General features: G+C 35.7%; 18 protein-coding genes and 1 tRNA gene. 12 read left to right on the top strand and 7 right to left on the bottom strand.

Annotation, left to right across the window (positions count from 1 at the left end; translation table 11 throughout):
• Nucleotides 1–1,374 carry a Gfo/Idh/MocA family protein gene (locus Q4500_RS12560; RefSeq protein ID WP_303599997.1) on the bottom strand — a complete coding sequence of 458 codons (1,374 nt, stop codon included), beginning with the start codon at nt 1,372–1,374 and terminating at the stop codon, nt 1–3.
• A 143-nt stretch (nt 1,375–1,517) separates the two neighbouring features.
• Between Q4500_RS12560 and Q4500_RS12555 the strand changes: the two genes are divergently transcribed.
• The 4 genes from Q4500_RS12555 (at nt 1,518) to Q4500_RS12540 (ending at nt 6,309) form a co-directional block, all read left to right on the top strand.
• Complete coding sequence (locus tag Q4500_RS12555; RefSeq protein ID WP_303599996.1) at nt 1,518–2,897, top strand: sialate O-acetylesterase; 1,380 nt, start codon at nt 1,518–1,520, stop codon at nt 2,895–2,897.
• Nucleotides 2,898–3,027: 130 nt separating this feature from the next.
• Nucleotides 3,028–4,749, top strand: coding sequence for a GMC family oxidoreductase (locus Q4500_RS12550; protein WP_299323835.1), 1,722 nt, complete (start codon nt 3,028–3,030; stop codon nt 4,747–4,749).
• Nucleotides 4,750–4,753: 4 nt separating this feature from the next.
• The gene (locus tag Q4500_RS12545) at nt 4,754–5,476 is read left to right on the top strand and encodes a gluconate 2-dehydrogenase subunit 3 family protein (RefSeq protein ID WP_303600031.1); all 723 of its coding nucleotides are present in this window, start codon (nt 4,754–4,756) and stop codon (nt 5,474–5,476) included.
• An 11-nt stretch (nt 5,477–5,487) separates the two neighbouring features.
• A complete protein-coding gene (locus Q4500_RS12540) occupies nt 5,488–6,309 on the top strand; it encodes a sugar phosphate isomerase/epimerase (RefSeq protein ID WP_303599995.1) in 822 nt (273 codons plus the stop codon).
• A gap of 183 nt (nt 6,310–6,492) precedes the next feature.
• Here Q4500_RS12540 and Q4500_RS12535 read toward each other — a convergent pair whose 3' ends face one another.
• Nucleotides 6,493–7,617 (bottom strand): glycoside hydrolase family 130 protein, encoded by a 1,125-nt coding sequence (locus Q4500_RS12535; protein WP_303599994.1) that lies wholly within the window; start codon nt 7,615–7,617, stop codon nt 6,493–6,495.
• 102 nt (nt 7,618–7,719) lie between these two features.
• On the opposite strand from Q4500_RS12535, the gene Q4500_RS12530 reads away from it, so the two are divergent.
• The 4 genes from Q4500_RS12530 (at nt 7,720) to Q4500_RS12515 (ending at nt 11,184) form a co-directional block, all read left to right on the top strand.
• Nucleotides 7,720–8,451 (top strand): M15 family metallopeptidase, encoded by a 732-nt coding sequence (locus Q4500_RS12530; protein ID WP_303599993.1) that lies wholly within the window; start codon nt 7,720–7,722, stop codon nt 8,449–8,451.
• A 15-nt stretch (nt 8,452–8,466) separates the two neighbouring features.
• Complete coding sequence (locus Q4500_RS12525; protein ID WP_303599992.1) at nt 8,467–9,378, top strand: alpha/beta hydrolase; 912 nt, start codon at nt 8,467–8,469, stop codon at nt 9,376–9,378.
• Nucleotides 9,379–9,551: 173 nt separating this feature from the next.
• Nucleotides 9,552–9,625: transfer RNA gene (locus tag Q4500_RS12520), tRNA-Pro, on the top strand.
• Nucleotides 9,626–10,029: 404 nt separating this feature from the next.
• Nucleotides 10,030–11,184, top strand: coding sequence for a glycoside hydrolase family 5 protein (locus Q4500_RS12515; RefSeq protein ID WP_303599991.1), 1,155 nt, complete (start codon nt 10,030–10,032; stop codon nt 11,182–11,184).
• Between the two features lie 103 nt (nt 11,185–11,287).
• Here Q4500_RS12515 and Q4500_RS12510 read toward each other — a convergent pair whose 3' ends face one another.
• The 5 genes from Q4500_RS12510 to Q4500_RS12490 form a co-directional block, all read right to left on the bottom strand.
• The gene (locus Q4500_RS12510; RefSeq protein ID WP_303599990.1) at nt 11,288–12,568 is read right to left on the bottom strand and encodes an MgtC/SapB family protein; all 1,281 of its coding nucleotides are present in this window, start codon (nt 12,566–12,568) and stop codon (nt 11,288–11,290) included.
• A gap of 11 nt (nt 12,569–12,579) precedes the next feature.
• A complete protein-coding gene (locus tag Q4500_RS12505; protein WP_303599989.1) occupies nt 12,580–14,262 on the bottom strand; it encodes an AarF/ABC1/UbiB kinase family protein in 1,683 nt (560 codons plus the stop codon).
• A gap of 93 nt (nt 14,263–14,355) precedes the next feature.
• Nucleotides 14,356–14,571: a hypothetical protein gene (locus Q4500_RS12500; protein ID WP_299800257.1), complete on the bottom strand. Its 216-nt coding sequence runs from the start codon at nt 14,569–14,571 to the stop codon at nt 14,356–14,358.
• 14 nt (nt 14,572–14,585) lie between these two features.
• Nucleotides 14,586–15,395: a universal stress protein gene (locus tag Q4500_RS12495; RefSeq protein WP_303599988.1), complete on the bottom strand. Its 810-nt coding sequence runs from the start codon at nt 15,393–15,395 to the stop codon at nt 14,586–14,588.
• Between the two features lie 42 nt (nt 15,396–15,437).
• Nucleotides 15,438–15,896 carry a hypothetical protein gene (locus tag Q4500_RS12490; protein WP_303599987.1) on the bottom strand — a complete coding sequence of 153 codons (459 nt, stop codon included), beginning with the start codon at nt 15,894–15,896 and terminating at the stop codon, nt 15,438–15,440.
• Between the two features lie 232 nt (nt 15,897–16,128).
• On the opposite strand from Q4500_RS12490, the gene Q4500_RS12485 reads away from it, so the two are divergent.
• From Q4500_RS12485 to nrfA, 4 genes are all read left to right on the top strand, one after another.
• A complete protein-coding gene (locus Q4500_RS12485; RefSeq protein ID WP_303599986.1) occupies nt 16,129–17,004 on the top strand; it encodes a universal stress protein in 876 nt (291 codons plus the stop codon).
• Nucleotides 17,005–17,015: 11 nt separating this feature from the next.
• Nucleotides 17,016–17,309: a hypothetical protein gene (locus Q4500_RS12480; RefSeq protein ID WP_303599985.1), complete on the top strand. Its 294-nt coding sequence runs from the start codon at nt 17,016–17,018 to the stop codon at nt 17,307–17,309.
• A 161-nt stretch (nt 17,310–17,470) separates the two neighbouring features.
• Nucleotides 17,471–18,070 carry a cytochrome c nitrite reductase small subunit gene (nrfH, locus tag Q4500_RS12475; RefSeq protein ID WP_303599984.1) on the top strand — a complete coding sequence of 200 codons (600 nt, stop codon included), beginning with the start codon at nt 17,471–17,473 and terminating at the stop codon, nt 18,068–18,070.
• 10 nt (nt 18,071–18,080) lie between these two features.
• Nucleotides 18,081–19,577 (top strand): ammonia-forming cytochrome c nitrite reductase, encoded by a 1,497-nt coding sequence (gene nrfA / locus Q4500_RS12470; RefSeq protein ID WP_303599983.1) that lies wholly within the window; start codon nt 18,081–18,083, stop codon nt 19,575–19,577.
• Nucleotides 19,578–19,622: the final 45 nt, after the last annotated feature.

Raw genomic sequence — 19,622 nt, 5'->3', positions numbered from 1 at the left:
TTACACCGTATCTGGGTGTGGGTGCACCCATTGACCACGATAATTGCGGTGCAATAATGCAGTAGCTTCTGGGTCGTTTATGACCGTTCTACTTTGTGGATCATACACTAAAGGTCTTTTTAAATCCATCGATAAATTAGCTAAAATACAGCTAGCGGTAGAAATGTGTCCGTTTTCAATATCAGCAACAGGCTTGGTATTGTTTTGTATAGCATTCAAAAAATCTATCATATGCTTACGAGTAGCGGGTGCGGCATGTAATTCAATGTCTTTTTCAGATAAGTCTTCAGGATATTTCTCTTTCTCATAAACAACATCGTAACGAATAGATTCACTACCATCTACGGGTACAAATTCAGCTTTCATGACATCACCCTTTAGAACACCTTTTGATCCATATATTTTAAAAGCCCAAGGGTAATCAGCATCATCTGGGTTTCCCCATGTTCTGTGTTGCCAATTGCAATTATGATAGTCATACTCGAATACGGCAGATTGTGTGTCAGATATGTTCGATTTTCCATCCTTCTGAACAAATATTCCACCTTCAGAAGTTATACGTTTGGGCCATCCTAAATCAAGCATCCAACGAACGGTATCTAGCATGTGTACACACATATCACCTGTAATTCCGTTTCCATATTCTCGAAATGTACGCCACCATCTTTTATGAGGCAGACCATCGTAAGGTCTCATAGGTGCGGGACCTGTCCACATTTCATAATCAAAGAAATCGGGCACTTCTTGCTCTGGCGGATTTCCATTGGCACGCATATGGTAATAGCAACTCATATCTACGTGACCGATAGTTCCAAGCAAACCCTTATCAATAATTTGTTTTTTAGCGGCTACGAGATGCGGCGTACTTTTTCGCTGTGTACCTACTTGAACCACTTTGTTATATTTACTAGCAGCAGCGACCATTGCCTCGCCTTCCATAACGTCAACGCTAATCGGTTTTTGAACATAAACGTGAGCTCCAGATTTTAGTGCTGCGATGCAGGTTAAGGCATGCCAATGATCGGGTGTGCCTATAAGTACAATATCTAGACTATTGTTTTCTAGCATGGTTCTATAGTCAGTGTAGAGCTTAGGTTTCTTTTTATTTTTTTGACGTTCAGAAACTAGTTGCGCAGCAGTATTAAGTTGATTATCATCAACATCACAAAGTGCTACAACTTCAATGTTAGCAACTTGAATAAGACGCAATAAATCGCCAGTACCATACCAACCAGTACCAATAAGTGCTACTTTTTTCGGTTTTTCAGTAGCGAAAAATTCGAATCCGAAGGCGGGTAAAGAAGTAAATAGTAAAGATGCCGAAGCACCTTTAATAAAATTTCGTCTTTTAATGGATTGGGGTTGGCTAGACATGGTAAGTTGATTTTTAGTAGCTTATGAATATCATAAATATAAGAGACAATATGAAAAATCCTTTAAAAATAACATTCAATGATTGTGAATTTGCTAATATGAGGCATATTTAGGTATATTTAAATCAAAATTTTATAACTACAATGAATTTACGTTTTATCCTGATTATGTTATGCCTTTTGGTAACAACTTTTGCCAAGGCTGAAATTACACTGCCTAAGATATTTTCAAATGAAATGGTATTGCAACGTGAGACCGATGTGTTGTTGTATGGTTGGGCAGATCCTAATGAAGAATTTACGATTTATACAAGTTGGAACGATGAGACCGTTGCCGTCAAAACAGGCAATAAAGCAAAATGGGAGATTACAGTAAAAACACCCAAAGCAGGCGGACCATTTCAAATAATCTTTAAGGGTGGTAAAAACGAAATAACCTTAAAAGATGTTTTGATAGGTGAGGTATGGCTTTGCTCTGGGCAAAGTAATATGGAATGGAGTGCAAACAGTAAAATCGCGAATAGAGATTTTGAAGTCGAGAATGCCAATTATCCAAATATCCGATTGTTCACGGTTGCGAAGAGAACAGCTAAATATCCTCAAGAAGATGTAGCGGGAACTTGGGTAGCTTGTTCACCTGAAACCATGCAAGATTTTAGTGCTGTCGCCTATTTCTTTGCGAGAAAAGTTCAAAAAGAATTAAATATTCCCATCGGATTAATAGATAATGCATGGGGTGCATCAAGTGCTGAGGTTTGGACACCAGACGCTGTTTTCAAAGCACATCCCGAATTGGTCGAAGCTCACAAAAAGGTCGAGACTAATAAATGGGTGACGGTAGAGAAATCTACTCTGTATAATGGCATGATAGCACCTTTGACCAAGTTTAAAATTGCAGGTACACTTTGGTATCAAGGCGAAGCCAATACAGCAAACGCAGAAAGCTACCATGAACTTTTTAGTAAAATGATTACTTCTTGGCGAACAGAATGGAATGACGATTTTCCGTTTTACTATGTACAAATAGCTCCGTTTAAATATGACCAAGAGTTTGCGGGTGGTATGGTACGCGACCAGCAACGAAGAACTTTGGCGTTGAAAAATACAGGTATGGCTATGACGAGTGATATCTGTACGACCGAAAACATTCATCCTTTAAACAAACAAGATGTAGGTTTGCGATTAGCGAATATTGCACTTAAAAATGAGTACGGATTATTACAAGGTCAAGATGTCTATGGTCCATTGTATGATTCTTTTGAAGTAGACGGCAATCAGTTAAAAGTGAACTTCAGCAACGCTGACGGATTATATAATAAAGAAAAGAAAGTAACACTTTTTGAAATTTCAAATGCTGCGGGAGAATGGTTTTCTGCGAGGGCAAAACTGAAGAATAATGAAGTAGTAGTAAGCTCAAAAGAAGTGAAGAATCCGAAAGGGGTTAGATATGCTTTTAAAAGTACAGACATAGGTACTTTGTTCAATGCGGCAGGTTTGCCTGCTTCTACCTTTGTAAGTGAATAACAAAATTGCCCAAAACGGACAATTGTGCTTAAAAGATATCCGTCCGTCCAGTAACGATGGTTATTCAGCTAAAAACAAGGTGCTTATTTTAATAAAGAATTAAATTGTAATCAATAACTAATTTCAAATTATGCAGATAAAGGAATCCTCAGAAATCTTTGATGTAATCATCGTAGGTTCAGGAGCTGGTGGTGGTATGGCTACCAAACAATTGGCAGATGCAGGTTTAAATGTAGCAGTTGTAGAAGCGGGTCCATTTTTTGACCCAGCTGATCCAAAGACCATGACGCAATTAAAACAACCATATGATTCTCCAAGAAGAGGAGCAGGTACAGATAGAGCTTTTGGTGAATGGGATATGTCATGGGGAGATTGGGAAGTAGAAGGAGAGCCATATACACATGCAGAAGGAACTGAATTTAAATGGTGGCGTGCAAGAATGCTCGGAGGACGAACTAATCACTGGGGACGTATTTCTTTACGTTTCGGACCAAAAGATTTTAAAGGAAAAACCCGTGATGGTCATGGCGATGACTGGCCAATAGGATACGAAGATGTTAAACCATATTACGATAAATTAGACAAATTAATTGGTGTATTTGGCACCAATGAAGGTAGAGAAAACGATCCTGACGGATTCTTTCTTCCTCCCCCGAAACCAAGATTGCACGAATTATTTTATATCAATGGCGCAAAGAAGTCTAACATACCGGTAATTCCGGGGAGACTTTCAATGTTGACCAAAAGAATTAATGAAGATCGTGGCGTTTGTTTCTATTGCGGACAATGCGGTAGATCATGTCAAATATATGCCGATTTCTCAGCAGGTAGTTGTTTGATCTTTCCGGCTCAAAAGAGTGGCGGTCAAGTGAAATTATTTGTGAATTCAATGGTACGTGAGGTTCTTACCAATGAAGAAGGTAAAGCAACAGGTGTATCTTACATCAACAAAGAAGATAGAAAAGAATATACACTTAGAGGTAAAGTGGTAGTATTGGCAGCATCAGCATGTAGTTCTGCACGTATACTATTAAACTCTAAGAGTAAGCAACACCCTAACGGGTTAGGTAATAGTAGCAACCTTGTTGGTAGGTATTTACATGATTCAACAGGATCAAGTGCATCGGGTGTAATACCTGGTTTAATGAACAGAAAGACATCTTATAATGAAGATGGTGTAGGTGGTATGCACGTTTACTCACCATGGTGGGGCGATAATTCAAAACTGAATTTCCCAAGAGGATATCATATTGAAGTTTGGGGTGGTATGGGACAGCCAAACTACGGTTTTGGTTGGGATCCAAATGCCATGAACCAGTACTTCGGATTAAAATCAGGAGGTTATGGTGATAGCTTACGTGATGATGTAAAGAAATATTACGGTTCCGTTATAGGATTCGGTGGTCGTGGAGAAGCGATCGCTTACAAAGATAATTACTGTGAAATCGACCCTACTACTGTAGATCAATTTGGTATACCGGTTTTGAAGTTTAACTATAAGCATTCAGAATACGAAGTAAATCAGGCGAAGCACATGCAAGATACTTTTGAGGAGATTATTCATAACATGGGTGGTCACTATTTAGGTGATAAGCCAGGAAAGGATAAAGATTACGGATTAAACAAACCAGGTGAGATTATTCACGAGGTAGGTACCACAAGAATGGGAGATGATCCAAAGACATCGGTTACCAATAAGTTTCAGCAGTTACATGATGCAGACAATGTATTTATAGTAGATGCAGGGGTTTTTGTATCTCAAGCAGATAAGAACTGTACTTGGACGATTATGGCGCTTTCATGGAGAGCATCAGATTATATCATTGAACAATTAAAGGCACAAAATATTTAGGATGATGGATAGAAGAAAGAGTTTACAAACTTTAATACTTGGTGGTGCTGCGGCAACTTCTGGGCTGGTCTTCAATTCATGTAAGACTGAAAATGGCGAATCTGTAGATCAAGATATTGTAGCAAGTAGCGAAAAATATTTTGGTAGAACGCCAGAAGAATTGGATCGTATAGAAAAATTAAATGCAGAGCAATTGTTCAACGAGCATGAGATGGAAACTATTGCAGCTTTAAGCGTAGTGATACTTCCTCCAAAAGAGCCACATGGTGGTCCTATAGAGGCAGAAGTGCCAGCGCTAGTAGAATTTATGGGTAAAGATATTCCAGAAATGGCTCCGACACTATTAGGAGGCTTAATGTGGTTAGATCATAAGAGCAATACTGAATTTGGTACCGAATTTAAGTCGGCTACCTTAGAGCAGAAAAAACAGATTTGCGATGAAATTTGCTGGCATGATACAGAGAAACCTTTAAGTGAGCAACCATTAGAAATTCAATTTTTCTATACCATGCGTGGCTTAACCGTTACAGGGTACTATACCTCTAAAGTAGGTATTGCAGATTTAGGATATAAAGGAAATTCACCAAATGTTTGGGACGGTGTACCCCAAGATATACTTGATCAGCATGGTGTCGCTTATGACCCAGCATGGATTGCAAAATGTGTAGACCAAAGTCAACGTAACGTTATGGCTGAATGGGATGACGAAGGAAATTTACTTACGTAATGAATATCAAGATGATAAAAAAAGTAATGATTGCCACTATCCTTTTGGGTAGTGGTTTTTTAGCGCAAGCCCAAGAGGTAGGTTTACAGTTGTATAGCCTTAGAAATCAATTTAAAATGGATGTTTCTAACACCCTAGGATTGATTAATGAATGGGGAATAACCAAAATTGAAGGTGGCGAAACCTATGATATGCCATTGGAAGATTTTAAAGCTTTACTAGCTGAAAATGATTTAGAGATGGTGAGTGTAGGTGCTGGGTTCGAGGACTTGGAGAATGATGTAGACAAGGTCATAAAAAATGCCAAAGATTTTGGAGCTACATATGTAATGTGCGCATGGGTACCTCATGATGATGATAAATGGGATCTAGAAGAAACAAAACATGCGACAGAAGTATTCAATAAGGCAGGAAAGAAGCTGAAAGAAAACGGACTCGTATTGGCGTATCACCCACATGGGTATGAATTTAGACCTTATGAAAATGGTACTTTATTTGATTATATGGCTAAGAATGCTACAGATTATACGTTTGAATTAGATGTGTTCTGGGCGCAACATGGTGGTGCTGATCCGTTGGCGTTGATGAAGAAATATCCGAAGAAATTTACCCTATTACATTTAAAGGATATGGAAAAAGGTATTGAAGGTAATAATACCGGTCACGAAGAAGATGATACCAATGTTGTTTTAGGAACAGGGCAAATAGATATTGCCGGCATAGTTGCTGAAGCTAAAAAATTAGGCATTGAATATATGTTCATAGAAGATGAATCTAAGAATGTTGTTACGCAAGTACCAAAGAGCTTAGTGTATCTAAAAAGTTTGAAGTAAACCAACAACCAAAAGTGCAATGCAACCTTCTATTTTTAATTAAATAGGAGGTTTTTTATATTTAATAGTAGGAATTAGCTATTCAGAAGTACTGCCAAATAATACACATTTTGCAGCCAAAGCGGTGCGTATAGGTAATCGATATAGTGAAATATTGGTGTGGGAATAAAAATTATTATGTAGTTATTCTTTAATAGCCAAACCAACCATAGAATCGGCGGTTCCGTAATATAAAAACCACTTATTATTGAAATACACCAAACCTTGAATAAAGGTTGTTCCTGCCTTATATTGTCCGCTGATTTCATGAGGTAAGCTTGGGCAAATAAAAGGAACCTCCATTCTTTGAAGCATTTTAGTCGGATCATTTTTATCGAATAAGACTTGCCCACCACAATAAGTACCTTCAGGGTATTTAGTAGTGGCACCATCTCCACTTAAGTTTTTACCGTTGTACAGTAAGAGAATACCCGCATCTGTATATAAGGCTGGCGGTCCTGGTTCGGTTAAATGACTATCAAATTCATTTAAAGTCGGTTTAAAACTATGAAGTAAATCACCTTTTTTAGTTAAGCTAGGTTCCCAATCGACCCCGTTTTCAGAAGTCGCAAGATTGACGAAAAGCTCTCCCCAATACATATGGTATTTACCGTTAATTCTTTTTGCAATTAATCGCTCATCCACTAATTCGGTGACGATTGATCCCGATTTACTCCATTCATCTAAATATTTTCCTTCATAGGCATTTTCAAAAACCGGACCTTCTTTTGTCCACGTTTTTAAATCTTTAGATGTAGCGCTAGAAAGTCTGGCAACATCATTATTCCAACTTGTATAAAGCATAATGAAAGTACCTTCGGGTGTTTCAACAATTCTAGGGTCTTCTACACCACCAGGTTGGTCCCACTGGGCAAATTCATCGTTATCGGGAAAAAGTACAGGTTTTGCATATTTTGTAAAGTGTATTCCGTCAGTACTGTAAGCTAATCCAACGCGTGAGGTTCTTTCTCCTAAAATAGCATCAGGATTATCTTCTGCCCTAAATAATAAAAATACCGTATCATTTTTTACAATAGCTCCCGGATTAAAAACATCGGCCTTTTGCCAACGGACTTCATTCTTTGAAATTGGATCCAAAAATGTATACGTAGAATCTGGTTGCATTATTGGATTAAGCTCAGTTTTCTGAAAACCCAAGAACCAAGGAGATGCCGGTTTTTCTACATCTTTATTCAAAGACTTTTTATCATTCTTACATGAGAAACTTAAAAGCGCTAAGCACAAAATTAGAAATATATGGTTGTTCATGGTTTTGGTTAAATAGAATTGATATTTACTAATTGAAACTACTTTAAAGATAAAGCACCTCTGGTAAAAATCTGTATCTTGAAACACAAATAAAATTAGAACATGTTTAAGAATAGAGTTTGGGTATTGTTAGTATCGGCAATTCTTGTGTTTACGATAGGGTGTAAAGAAGAAGCAAAAAATACAAATACAGCTGCCAATACAAAGCAAGTAGTAGAAATTGTAATAGATTCTATAATAGAACCTAAAGCAGAGAAACCAGTATTTAAAAATCTGGAAGGTATCTCAGATACTACATTCGTTCGATTAGCAGACTATAGTGATGGCTTTGCGTATGACTTAAGATACGCTACAGATAATAATTTCTTAAAAGAGCAGGTATATGATTGTGGTGAATGTTATACAAGAGCAAAAACGGTAAAGGCTTTGCTGAAAGCAAATGAAGAATTTAAAAAGCATGGCGTAAAAATTAAATTTTACGACTGTTACAGACCTAATTCAGTACAGTATAAAATGTGGAAAATTGTTCCTAATCCGCAGTACGTGGCAAACCCTATAAAAGGTTCAATTCATAATAAGGGCGGGGCAGTAGATATTACATTGGTTACTTTAGAAGGAGAGGAATTAAATATGCCTTCGGATTTTGATTTTTTTGGAAAGCGCGCCTATCACGATAATTTTGACTTACCCCAAGACATTCTAGATAATAGAAAGCTGCTTAAAGAAACCATGGAAAAATATGGGTTTTGGTCCACCAGAACAGAGTGGTGGCATTATAATTTACAAGGAGCATCTCATGACCCTATAGCCAACTTTAAATGGGATTGCGAATAACCTAGTATACTACATATGAAAAACACACTATTGTTATTAATGCTAATAGTTATGGGTGATGCCGCTGCCCAAGATACCATTATGCAATTATGGCCAAAAGATAAAATTCCTGATCAGATAAAGAGCTTAGAAAAGGAAGTACATGAGCAAAATGAAATTTTACGAATTAGTAAAGTTCAAGTTCCCACTATTGAGGTGTATTTACCATCAAAACGAGATGCAACAGGAGAAGCAGTTTTAATTTTTCCAGGAGGAGGATATGGTATACTTGCCTATGATTGGGAAGGTACAGATATCGCAAAATTCTTTAACAGTAAGGGAATTGCAGGGGTGGTGGTAAAGTATCGTTTGCCTTCTGATGTTTCTCAAAAAGATAAAAAATATGTACCACTAATAGATGCTCAGAGGGCTATACGGTTAGTAAGAAATAATGCAGAAAAATTTAATGTTGAGGCGGATAAAATAGGAATAATAGGCTTCTCAGCAGGCGGGCATTTAGCATCGACCTTAGGAACACATTTTGACGAAAAAGTGTATAGAACTTTTGATGATATTGATAATGAAAGTGCCCGACCAGATTTTATGGCATTGGGGTATCCTGTAATATCATTTGGCGAAATGACACACCAAGGTTCGAAGATGAATTTAATAGGTGAGAATCCAACGATTGACATGGTCGATTATTTTTCGAATGAAAAACAAGTTACCGAACAAACACCACCAACTTTTTTACTTCATGCTACAGATGACACCGTAGTACCTGTAGAAAATAGCTTGTTATTCTATAAAGCGGTAAAGGATAAAGGGGTTTCTGCAACGATGCATATTTATCCAAAAGGCGGTCACGGATTCGGATTAGGCTTGCATGATGAGCATTTGAAAGATTGGGGAGAGCGAATGATAGACTGGATAGATTCTTTGAGATAGTAATTCAAGTTTTAGTAAAAGATAGATTTTAATCTAAAGAACTTCTCTATTTTTGCAATCGGAATTTTCGGGATGTAGCCCTTCGACTTCTCTCAGGATAAACTGCACTACAGTTCATTTTAAGGCGTTGAAAAACTACGTAATATTTTGGAGACTAATTTCCATTTAAATTTCGGGATGTAGCGCAGTCCGGTAGCGCACTCGGCTGGGGGTCGAGTGGTCGCAGGTTCAAATCCTGTCATCCCGACTGAATAAGAAAATGAACTGTGAGAACAGTTCATTTTTTGTTTTCAAAAGTGTCAAAAACATAGTTTTTGTAAACGATTGGAAACAAAAAATGAAAAGGCGATAGCCTTCATGTTGTTATTTGCAATGAGGGTTCATTAGGATTATTTAAATCCTTTTTTTTTCTTGTTTTTGTAAACGATTGGAAACAAAAAATGAAAAGGCGATAGCCTTCATGTTGTTATTTGCAATGAGGGTTTATTAGGATTATTTAAATCTTATTTTAGTTCAAGAAGCCTTAAAAAGGGGGGTATTTGTCTTGAATAGTATTTTATTTCCTAATTGCTTATATTCCATTTATAAATAAACAAGTCGCAAGTGTAGCATTAATCACACACGATTTGTTCTTTGGATAAGAAGGCGCAAATGAAAAATATTTCTCCGTTTTTAATTCTTTTAAGTATCACTATTTTAATAGGATGCTCTAGTTCAGAAAATCAAGTAAATAATAGTCCTTCAGAAGGTACAGACAGCGTTGAAACACCTGAAAACGATGTTATACCTAGTGAAGTTATTAATGGTGATATGCGAGATATATCGCCCAAAGAATTTGTGTTGGACATGGGTTCTGGTTGGAACTTGGGTAATACTTTAGATACAGAAGATGTAGATAAGACAGCATGGGGAAATCCCTTTACAACCAAGGCAATGATTGATGCGATTTTTGAAAAAGGATTTAAAACTTTACGATTACCTGTTACTTGGAGGTTTCATACAGGTGCGGCACCAGATTATATTTTAGAATCTGACTGGTTAGATAGGGTAGAAGATATTGCAAATTATGCTTTAAATAATGACATGTATGTTATCATCAATATTCATCATGACGATGAGTGGATCATACCTACGTATGAAAATGCACCGGCAGTAAAAGATCGATTAATAAAAACATGGACACAAATAGCTAATAGATTCAAACCTTATGGAGATTATGTAATCTTTGAAACTTTAAATGAGCCACGCCACGAAGGGTCTCCTGAAGAATGGGAAGGTGGTACTGCCGAAGGTCGAGATGTTGTAAATCAATATCACCAAGTAGGTGTTGATGCAATCCGTGCTACGGGAGGCAACAATGCAATTAGAAAAATTATGGTTTCTACTTATGCCGCAGGCACTGGTGACAATGTCTTAGAAGATTATCTAGTTCCTAATAATGATGAAAATATAATTGTATCTATTCATAGTTATTCCCCTTATTTATTCTCTTTAGCGGGTACTGATCCAACTTGGGGTACAGACGCTGATAAGGAGCAGTTAACACAAGAATTTAATACCATTCAAGATAAGTTCGAGACCGAAGGTAGGGCAGTAGTAATGGGTGAATGGGGCTCTACATTTGCAAATAACGTGGCAGATCGTTTAGCACATGCAGAATATTATGCTGAGTTATGCGCTGAGCGCGGTATTTGTCCTATTTGGTGGGACAATGGTAATGCCGATGAATTTGGTCTTTTCAATAGGAACACATTAGAATGGGTTTACCCAGAAATTGCAGATGCTATTGTCAATGCTACGAGGTAATGGGCGAATGTAGAGAATCAACGACTTAAATTTGCTAATTTTATTTTAAAAAAGCGACTTTTTGATAATTTAGATTCAGTAGTGAAGACCTCTATCGCCTAATTTATAATGACCAATTAGCGATTACAACATATAAAACACCAATTACAATAATACCGGCAAAAGTATAGCCCACTAATTTACCAGTTACTTTAGAACCTTTAAATAGGGCAATTCCTAATTTAACAAGCATATTGCTCATTACGGCGGTAACAATTACAGACGATGCTAATTTGATTTTTTCTGTGTCAGAAGCAAATTTTGCCAAACTAATAGTAATGGCATCGGTATCTGCTAACCCGGCAATTAAAGCAGAATAGTACAATCCACTTTCTCCAAAATATTGATTACTATAAAAAACAGCAAAGAGTATTACCACATAAATAACACCGAAACCAATGGCATTAAGAAGATTCATTGGGTTGCCAAGGTTGATATTCGTGTCAGGTTTATTGGTATCTTCTTTAATTAGAATTAAAGAAACTATAAGACATATTACTGAAAACACAGCAAAGGGTATTGCTACATACATAAATAACGCACTATTGAAAATGTAAGTCAACAATGCGAGTCTGGGAAACATAATTGCCGATGCAATGATGATACCCGCAGCATATTTTCTAGACAATTCTGGAGATTCAACACTTCTAGATGCGTAGCTCCATGTCACTGCCGTGCTTGAAATGAGTCCGCCAAGAATAGCAGTCAATAAAATTCCTTTTTTTGAGCCTACAAATTTGACCAGAAAATAACCAATAAAATTTAAGAACGATACAATGACAATAATAGACCCAATCTCAAACGGATTTATTAACTCATTAGGACCGTAATTGTTATTAGGTAAAAACGGTAGGATCAATAAAGCGATTATAGAAAACTTTATCAACGCAAAAAGCTCATCAGAAGTAATGTTTCTAATAACGGTATGAAAACGAGTCTTTAGCGAAAGTAAGGTCACAATAATAACGGCCGTAGCAACTGCATTTCTATAATATTCGGCAGAAACCATTAAGCCTAATATTAGAGTAGCAATTAAAGCAATGTTGGTGGTAAAGCTCCGTTCATACTCAACAGTCTCTTTATATAAATGGTTGAAGCCTAAAAAGAAAATGAAGGCGCCTAAACCAATAATAGGTAACCAGGTAGAGTAGGTTTCGGTTAGGCTACCTAAAGTAAAACCTATAATAGCAACGATAGGGAAAGCTCGTATACCGGCAAATCCTTTATCTTCTTTTAGGTTATTATATTCTCTTTCTAGTCCAAGAATTAGACCTATGCCTAAACTGATGAGTACCCCTAAAATGTAAGGGTCTAAAACTTTGATTATTTTATCAACTTCATCCATTTATGTACTGCTTAAAATTGATCATTTCTGAAAATAGAAATGATAATATAAAACCCTAAAAGTGCAGAAATCACAAAGCCAATAGCACCTAAAAGTGGTATTCCATTAATTAGTGGCGGCATTTTTGCCATTACCAATAATGATGATCCTATTGAAAGTGCAGCTATAATAACGGCGAAAACTAATCGGTTTACAGCTTTACTAGTAGCAGTTTGAAATTCTTTAAGACCGTTATGCTCATGCACAATCTCTAACTTACCCTCTTTTATTTTTTTTACGATGGTGTTTATATCATCGGGCAGTGTATCAGCTAATGCATTAATATCTTTTATACGGTTGAGATTCTTTTTAAACAGGTATTTTAAACTAAATCTCTTTCGTAAAATCTTTGCTGTATATGGCTCTAGATTTTTGGTGATGTTAAATTCGGGATCAAGTTTAAGGCCTACGCCTTCAATAAGAACAATACCTCTTATAAGCATATAAAGGTAATGTGGTATTATAATTTGATTCTCGTATAACACAACTTTGAACTGAGACAAGGTATCGCCAAGTTTAATATTTTGAATGGCGGTATTACTAACACCTTCAAGTAATTGATAAAGGTCTTGTTCTAGTTTTTTATAATCGGGTATATTTGTTCTTATTGCGATTTTTTCAAGTAAGATGATTATTTTTTTAACGTCTTTACTTAAAAAATAGAGTAGTAGATCATTTATAGATTCTTTTTCGTTGGGCAGAATAGTACCCATCATTCCGAAATCTAAAAAGCATACTTTTCCGCTTTCCGGAAGTATAAATATGTTACCAGGATGCGGATCTGCATGAAAAAAACCAAAATCCAATATTTGTTCAATATAAAGGTCTACACCAATTTTGGCAACTGCTTTTGGGTCTATGTTTGTGGTAATCAATGCTTCTACATTAGATACTTTAATGCCATCTATAAACTCCATACAAATAATTTTATCTGTTGAAAGTTCTTTATAGACTTCTGGAACATGAATAAACTCATTACCCGCAAAATTTTGAGCAAAACGTTCGGTATTGTCTATTTCTCTCGCAAACTGAAGTTCTTCTTTTATACTGCGTTCAAAAGATTCTATAATACGAATAGGTTGAAAAGCTTTTGCCTGCGAGCTGTATTTCTCAAGACTATCTGCAACCTGTTTCATGACCATAAGGTCGGCTTCAATAATCTCGGTAATATTTGGTCTTTGAATTTTTAAAATTACCTCTTCGCCGTTTACGAGTTGAGCTCGATGTACCTGTGCTAAAGATGCGGCAGCTAATGGCTCTAATTCAATTGTAGCAAAATACTTGAACTTTTCAATACCTAATTCTTCTTCAACAGTAGCTATAACATCAAAGTCTTTAAGTTTTGGTACATGATCTTGTAATTTTTCTAACTCATCTACTAACTCAAGCGGTAGCATATCTTCACGAGTACTAAAAATCTGTCCGAGTTTTATATAGGTAGGTCCTAATTCCTCTAACACCATTCTTATGCGTTCATATTTAGAAAAGGAAAGATTTGTTTTCGTCTCAGGATGTTTTTCTAAATATTTCTTTGGAATTATTTTAAGAATGGGACTATGTGATAACACATCTTCAAAACCGTATTTAACCAGTACATTGAATAGGGTAGCGTACCGCTTTATTTCTTTTTGAGTTGGAATTCTTAATATGGCCATTTAGTATTGGTCTATTACGGTCTGTTGATTTTTTTAAATATATAAAGTAAGAATAAAAATTGACCCAAGTGTTAGCATAGTATTTTTAAACTGCTATTTAGAACTTATATGCTCCTCTAAATAATGGTTTAAAATCTGTTTTAAACTCTCTAGGTATTCTTGCATAACCACTTTATCCATATGCGGATGTTGACTAACGGGCAAGGTCAAAGGGTTTTCATCTAGCGAACGATATAATTCTGGGTAATTCGTTTCTATATTCAATGTCAACGCGGTAATTTCATTAAGTATTTTATGTAATTGTTTCATATTCTGGTTTTTAATTATTTGACTTGTGATAAAACTAATAAAGGAATTTTTGTTTTAGCACTTAGATTTTTAATGATATTTTCTCTCAAGAGTTGCTTGAAAAAGCCATGTTTGGTTTTTAAAATTATCATGGTATCAATACTCTTATTTTCTTTTTCAATTTGATGAAGAGTATACGCCACATTGTCTTGAAGTTCAATTTCAAAAAAATGATTTTTAACTTCTTTCAATTCACTTTTCAATAATTCTTTGTTCGCTTTTTGTTCATCGCTTAAAGCTTCTTCGGCTTTAACATGCGCAATATTTAATGTAGTTTTTTTTAAGTTAACCATTTTCAAAAGAGGAGATAACTCGGCATTTGTAAACGTATGTTTATAATCGGTGGCCAAAACAATTTCTTTTGAACTAGAGCTCTCATATTCTGGTGGAACAATAATTAAAGCCGAATTTTCTAGATGCTCAATTAAATCTAAAGCATTGCTGCCAATAAAGATCTGACTAAAGTTAGATGCGCCCCTTGTGCCAATAATAACAAAATCGGCATTGATGATTTTTTGAGATTGGTTCGTTAAATTCAAAGCAGATTCCGTTTTCAAAATACCTTCAAAATAGAACTCTTCATCAGCAGTTTGCATTTCTAAACTTTTAACCAAAAGATCTAAAGATTTTTGAGTGGCAGATTTAGACATTTCTGATGAAGGAGCATTATGGTAGCCATGAAGAATATAAAAAGTACACGCTTCATTTTTAAAAAGCTCAAGAGCGTAATCAATTGCCTTTAGTGCATTTAAAGAAAAATCTGTAGGAATAATAACTTTTTTCATAGTTGAATAGCTTTGAGTTTTAATAAGTAAATAGTTTGATTTTTATATCCTTGTAATACCTAATCGTCTTATCATTTCTTCACCATCGATAACATGTTCGGTAATTGCAAATACTTCTTTACGGTTTGCTCTAAATTGCTTTACGAAAAGTGTTAGGTCATCTTCAAGCTGCTCATGTTCAGTTCTAAAGATGTGAGAGTCGTAGGTAAAAGGGTTATCTATTAACTCAGCTAAATGATGTAGGTGCGTATCAATCTTTTTAACTAGTGTATTGCATTTTTTATCTGTATCAATAAGGCTTACTTCAATTTCTCTAACCATATCGATATTATCTTTCTTAGAAATCCACATAAAGTATTTATCTATTAGATGATGTAAAAACTTTAAGTCTTCATTGTAGAAAGCCATATCTGATTTCCAATGTTCGGTCAATACATAGAGCGATTTCCAGTCTGCTTCATGAATGTAATTGTCTTTTGGTCTATTTCTAAAATTGCTCATTTCTACACTTTTTAATTAAAGTATAAAGTTATTACCCCAAGGGTTGAAAATTTATGACCAAAATCATGATTATTATAAAGTTAACCACCAGTCGTGAGTATTTTAAGATAAATCATTCCTATTTAAGATTGTTACCTTAATAATTTATAAAATTTAGTAGACATGATGCTGGTCATGGTCTTTTATTTTGATAGTCAATACTTTAGGTAAAAATATTTAAAATAATAATCTCGTGAAGACCATACTATATTGTACCGATTATTCTGAAAATTCTATAGCAGCATTAAAATATGCGTACCATATGGCTAAGCAAATGGAAACCCGTTTGGTCATTAGTCATGTATTTGATTACCCTACCATATTGGGTACAGATAATCTCGACGAACCTTTTCCACATCTAGACAAAACTGCACATAAATCACACAGATTTAAACTTGAAGAATTCTGCGATGAGCATTTGGGGAGTTCTTGGCAAGATCCCAATGTAGTATTAGAAGCTTATGAAGATAAATCGGTTGTACAAGGTTTAATTTCAGTTGCAGTAGAATGGCATGCTTACCTAATTATTCTTGGCATTAAAGGGGGCAGTACCATTAGAGAAGTGATAATGGGTAGTACTACTAGAAACTTATTAGAAAAATCTCCTTGTCCGGTATTGAGTATACCGTCAGATGCTTCTTATATGCTTATTAAGAATATAGTATATGCAACTGATTTTGAAGAAGAAGATATATATGCCATTCGTAAGTTGGTAGAAATGGCCCAACAGTTAAAAGCAGCTATAAAAGTGGTTCATATTTCTACTAAAGATGAATACAAAGGAGGAATGCAGCTAGAGTGGTTTAAGGAGATGCTCCACGAAAAAGTAAACTATGATCAAATTGATTTTGAATTATTGTTTACAGAAGATGTTTTTGAAACGCTTAGAATTTACCTAGGTGATACAAATGCAGATTTAGTGGTTATTTTAGAAAGAGAACATAAGGGAATTCTAAAAAATGTATTTCATAGAGATTTAGTAAAGAAAATGGAATCTTACGGCAGAGTACCGCTCTTAAGTTTTAGAGGATCAAATCATCAATTATTTTATTTCAAACAGGCACTTTAAAACAGTTAGTCATGGCTAGAAGAGTTTATAGTATTATAATAGCAATTGCATTAGGATTGGGTTTTTATTTGTTCACCATTAGAGACACACATTCAAAAGCATACTTAATTACAATTTTAGCAATCATTTTCACTTTGTTTAGCATGGGTGTTCACAGTCTGCTAGCCCATTCATTAAAACCAAAGGTTAAAGGAGATATTATTATATACCCATTGCTTATGGGCGTACTTTGGGCTGTACTATTTTTCTTGTTCGTATTTGTTTTTCTTCCATTATTGTGTCCAGACTTTTTATTGCATTTATAACATACATCAGCAATAGAGGTAATTTAAATACAAATAAGAAGGGTAATTTTTCCTTATAGGTCATTAAAATGTAATGTTTTTTCTAGAATGGTGTTTGCATAGAATAATTCCTTAAATTGTTATTGAAATACTAATACACATCATTTTGTAAACATTAAGATTTGAGGTTTAAGTCAAAAATACTACCTAAAAAAGGCTCGTCTTTACGTTCTTTTGCTGTTTTTTCTTTAGCGGCAATCATTGGTATTGGCTTTTTTTTAATGAAAGAAGGTGAAGTGCTTTCCTATATGTCAGATAATCCGCAGGCATGTGTCAATTGTCATGTAATGACCCCTGTTTACAATAGTTGGATGCATAGTTCTCATCGAGAATGGGTATCGTGTAACGGTTGTCATGTTCCACAAAATAATGTTGTCAATGCTTATTATTTTAAGGCTATGGACGGGCTTTATCACGCATCAATATTTACGGCCAGGGCAGAACCAGAGGTTATCTTTATGCGAGAAGGCTCTCAAGAAGTAGTTCAAAACAACTGTATTAGATGTCATGTGCAACAAGTTACCCAAACTAAATACGATGGTTTTATAGAAGGTCATAAAGAAAATAGAACTGAGCGTCAATGTTGGAGCTGTCATAAAGAAGTACCTCACGGACGTATTCATGGTATGTCTACCGTTAAATATAATATAGCCCCTTTACCAACCGATCAAGAAGAAACAGTAATTCCCGCTTGGTTAGAAAAAGAAATGGCAACTAAATAACCACCACATTATGAAAAATAAAATTCTATTTGTTGTAACCATTATAGTAGTCTTCTTATTAGGGCTGCTTGCTTCTAGTATTATTAATAGAAAAAGTGAAGCCAAATACCAGTATGTACCTCAAGTAGATATAGGTGAGAATGAACCTAGAAATGAGGAGTGGGGTAAAAATTATCCTAGAGAGTATCAATCTTGGTTGCAAACTTCAGAAACTTCTTTTGCTTCATTTCAAGGAGGTTCTGCCATGAGAGATGTGCTTGAAGAAGATCCACGATTGGTCGTATTATTCGCTGGTTATGGTTTTTCTAAAGACTATAACCAAGGGCGTGGTCATTATTATGCCATTGATGATATTAGAAATACATTAAGAACAGGCGGACCAAAAGGAGACGGGGACGGACCAATGCCCGCTACTTGTTGGACCTGTAAGAGTCCAGATGTTCCACGTTTAATGAATGAAATAGGTGTTGCAGAATTCTACGATGGTAAATGGGCAGATAAAGGTGCTGAAATCGTAAATCCAATTGGTTGTGCAGATTGTCATGATCCAGGTAATATGAAACTACGTATTACTAGACCTGCTCTAGTAGAAGCTTTTGATGCTATGGGCAAGGACATTAATAAAGCTACCCACCAAGAAATGCGTTCTTTAGTTTGTGCACAATGCCATGTAGAGTATTATTTTGATAAGAAAAAACCTGGTGCAGAAGGAACGCCATATTTGACTTTCCCTTGGAAAAATGGTATGACAGTAGAAGCAATGGAGGAGTATTATGATGAAATGGAATTTGCAGACTGGACGCACAAAATAAGTAAAACACCAATGTTGAAGGCTCAGCATCCTGGATACGAAACTTATTTAACCGGTGTTCACGCCGATCGTGGTGTCTCATGTGCTGATTGCCACATGCCTTATAAAAGTGAAGGTGGGCAAAAATTTACCGACCACCATTTACAATCTCCTTTAAACAATGTAGCCAATTCTTGTCAAGTATGTCACAGACAAGAGGCGGATAAACTACGAGAGAATGTTTATGAGCGTCAAAGAAAAGCGACAGAAAATAGATTAAAGCTTGAAGACCTTTTAGTAAAATCTCATATAGAAGCAGGTAAGGCTTGGGAATTAGGCGCTACAGAAGAACAAATGGAATCAATACTTACAGATATTCGTCATGCCCAATGGCGTTGGGATTATGCTGCTGCGTCTCATGGAGCATCATTTCACTCTCCTGTAGAGACCGCACGGGTTTTAGGAGGCGGACTCAATGTTGCCCAAGAGGCTAGAGTGAAATTAGCTAGATTATTGGCTACTTTAGGCTTTAACCAAGAAGTACCAATGCCAGATATTACCTCTAAAGAAAAAGCACAAGCTTTCATAGGTTTGGATATGGAAAAACTAATCAAAGAAAAAGAGGAGTTTAAAACGAATTTATTGCCAAAATGGTTAGAAGAAGCAAAAGCACGTGAAGATAAAATGGATGCCAATGCTGTAAGTATAAACAAATAGGCTTTTAAAAAATAATCTATTTCTAATGGCTTTTATCGCCGTACA

It is taken from the genome of Maribacter sp. 1_MG-2023 (genome assembly GCF_030547005.1).
Lineage (GTDB): Bacteria > Bacteroidota > Bacteroidia > Flavobacteriales > Flavobacteriaceae > Maribacter.
Note: the sequence above shows the minus strand (reverse complement) of the source record. Positions and strands in the feature narration are given on the sequence as shown.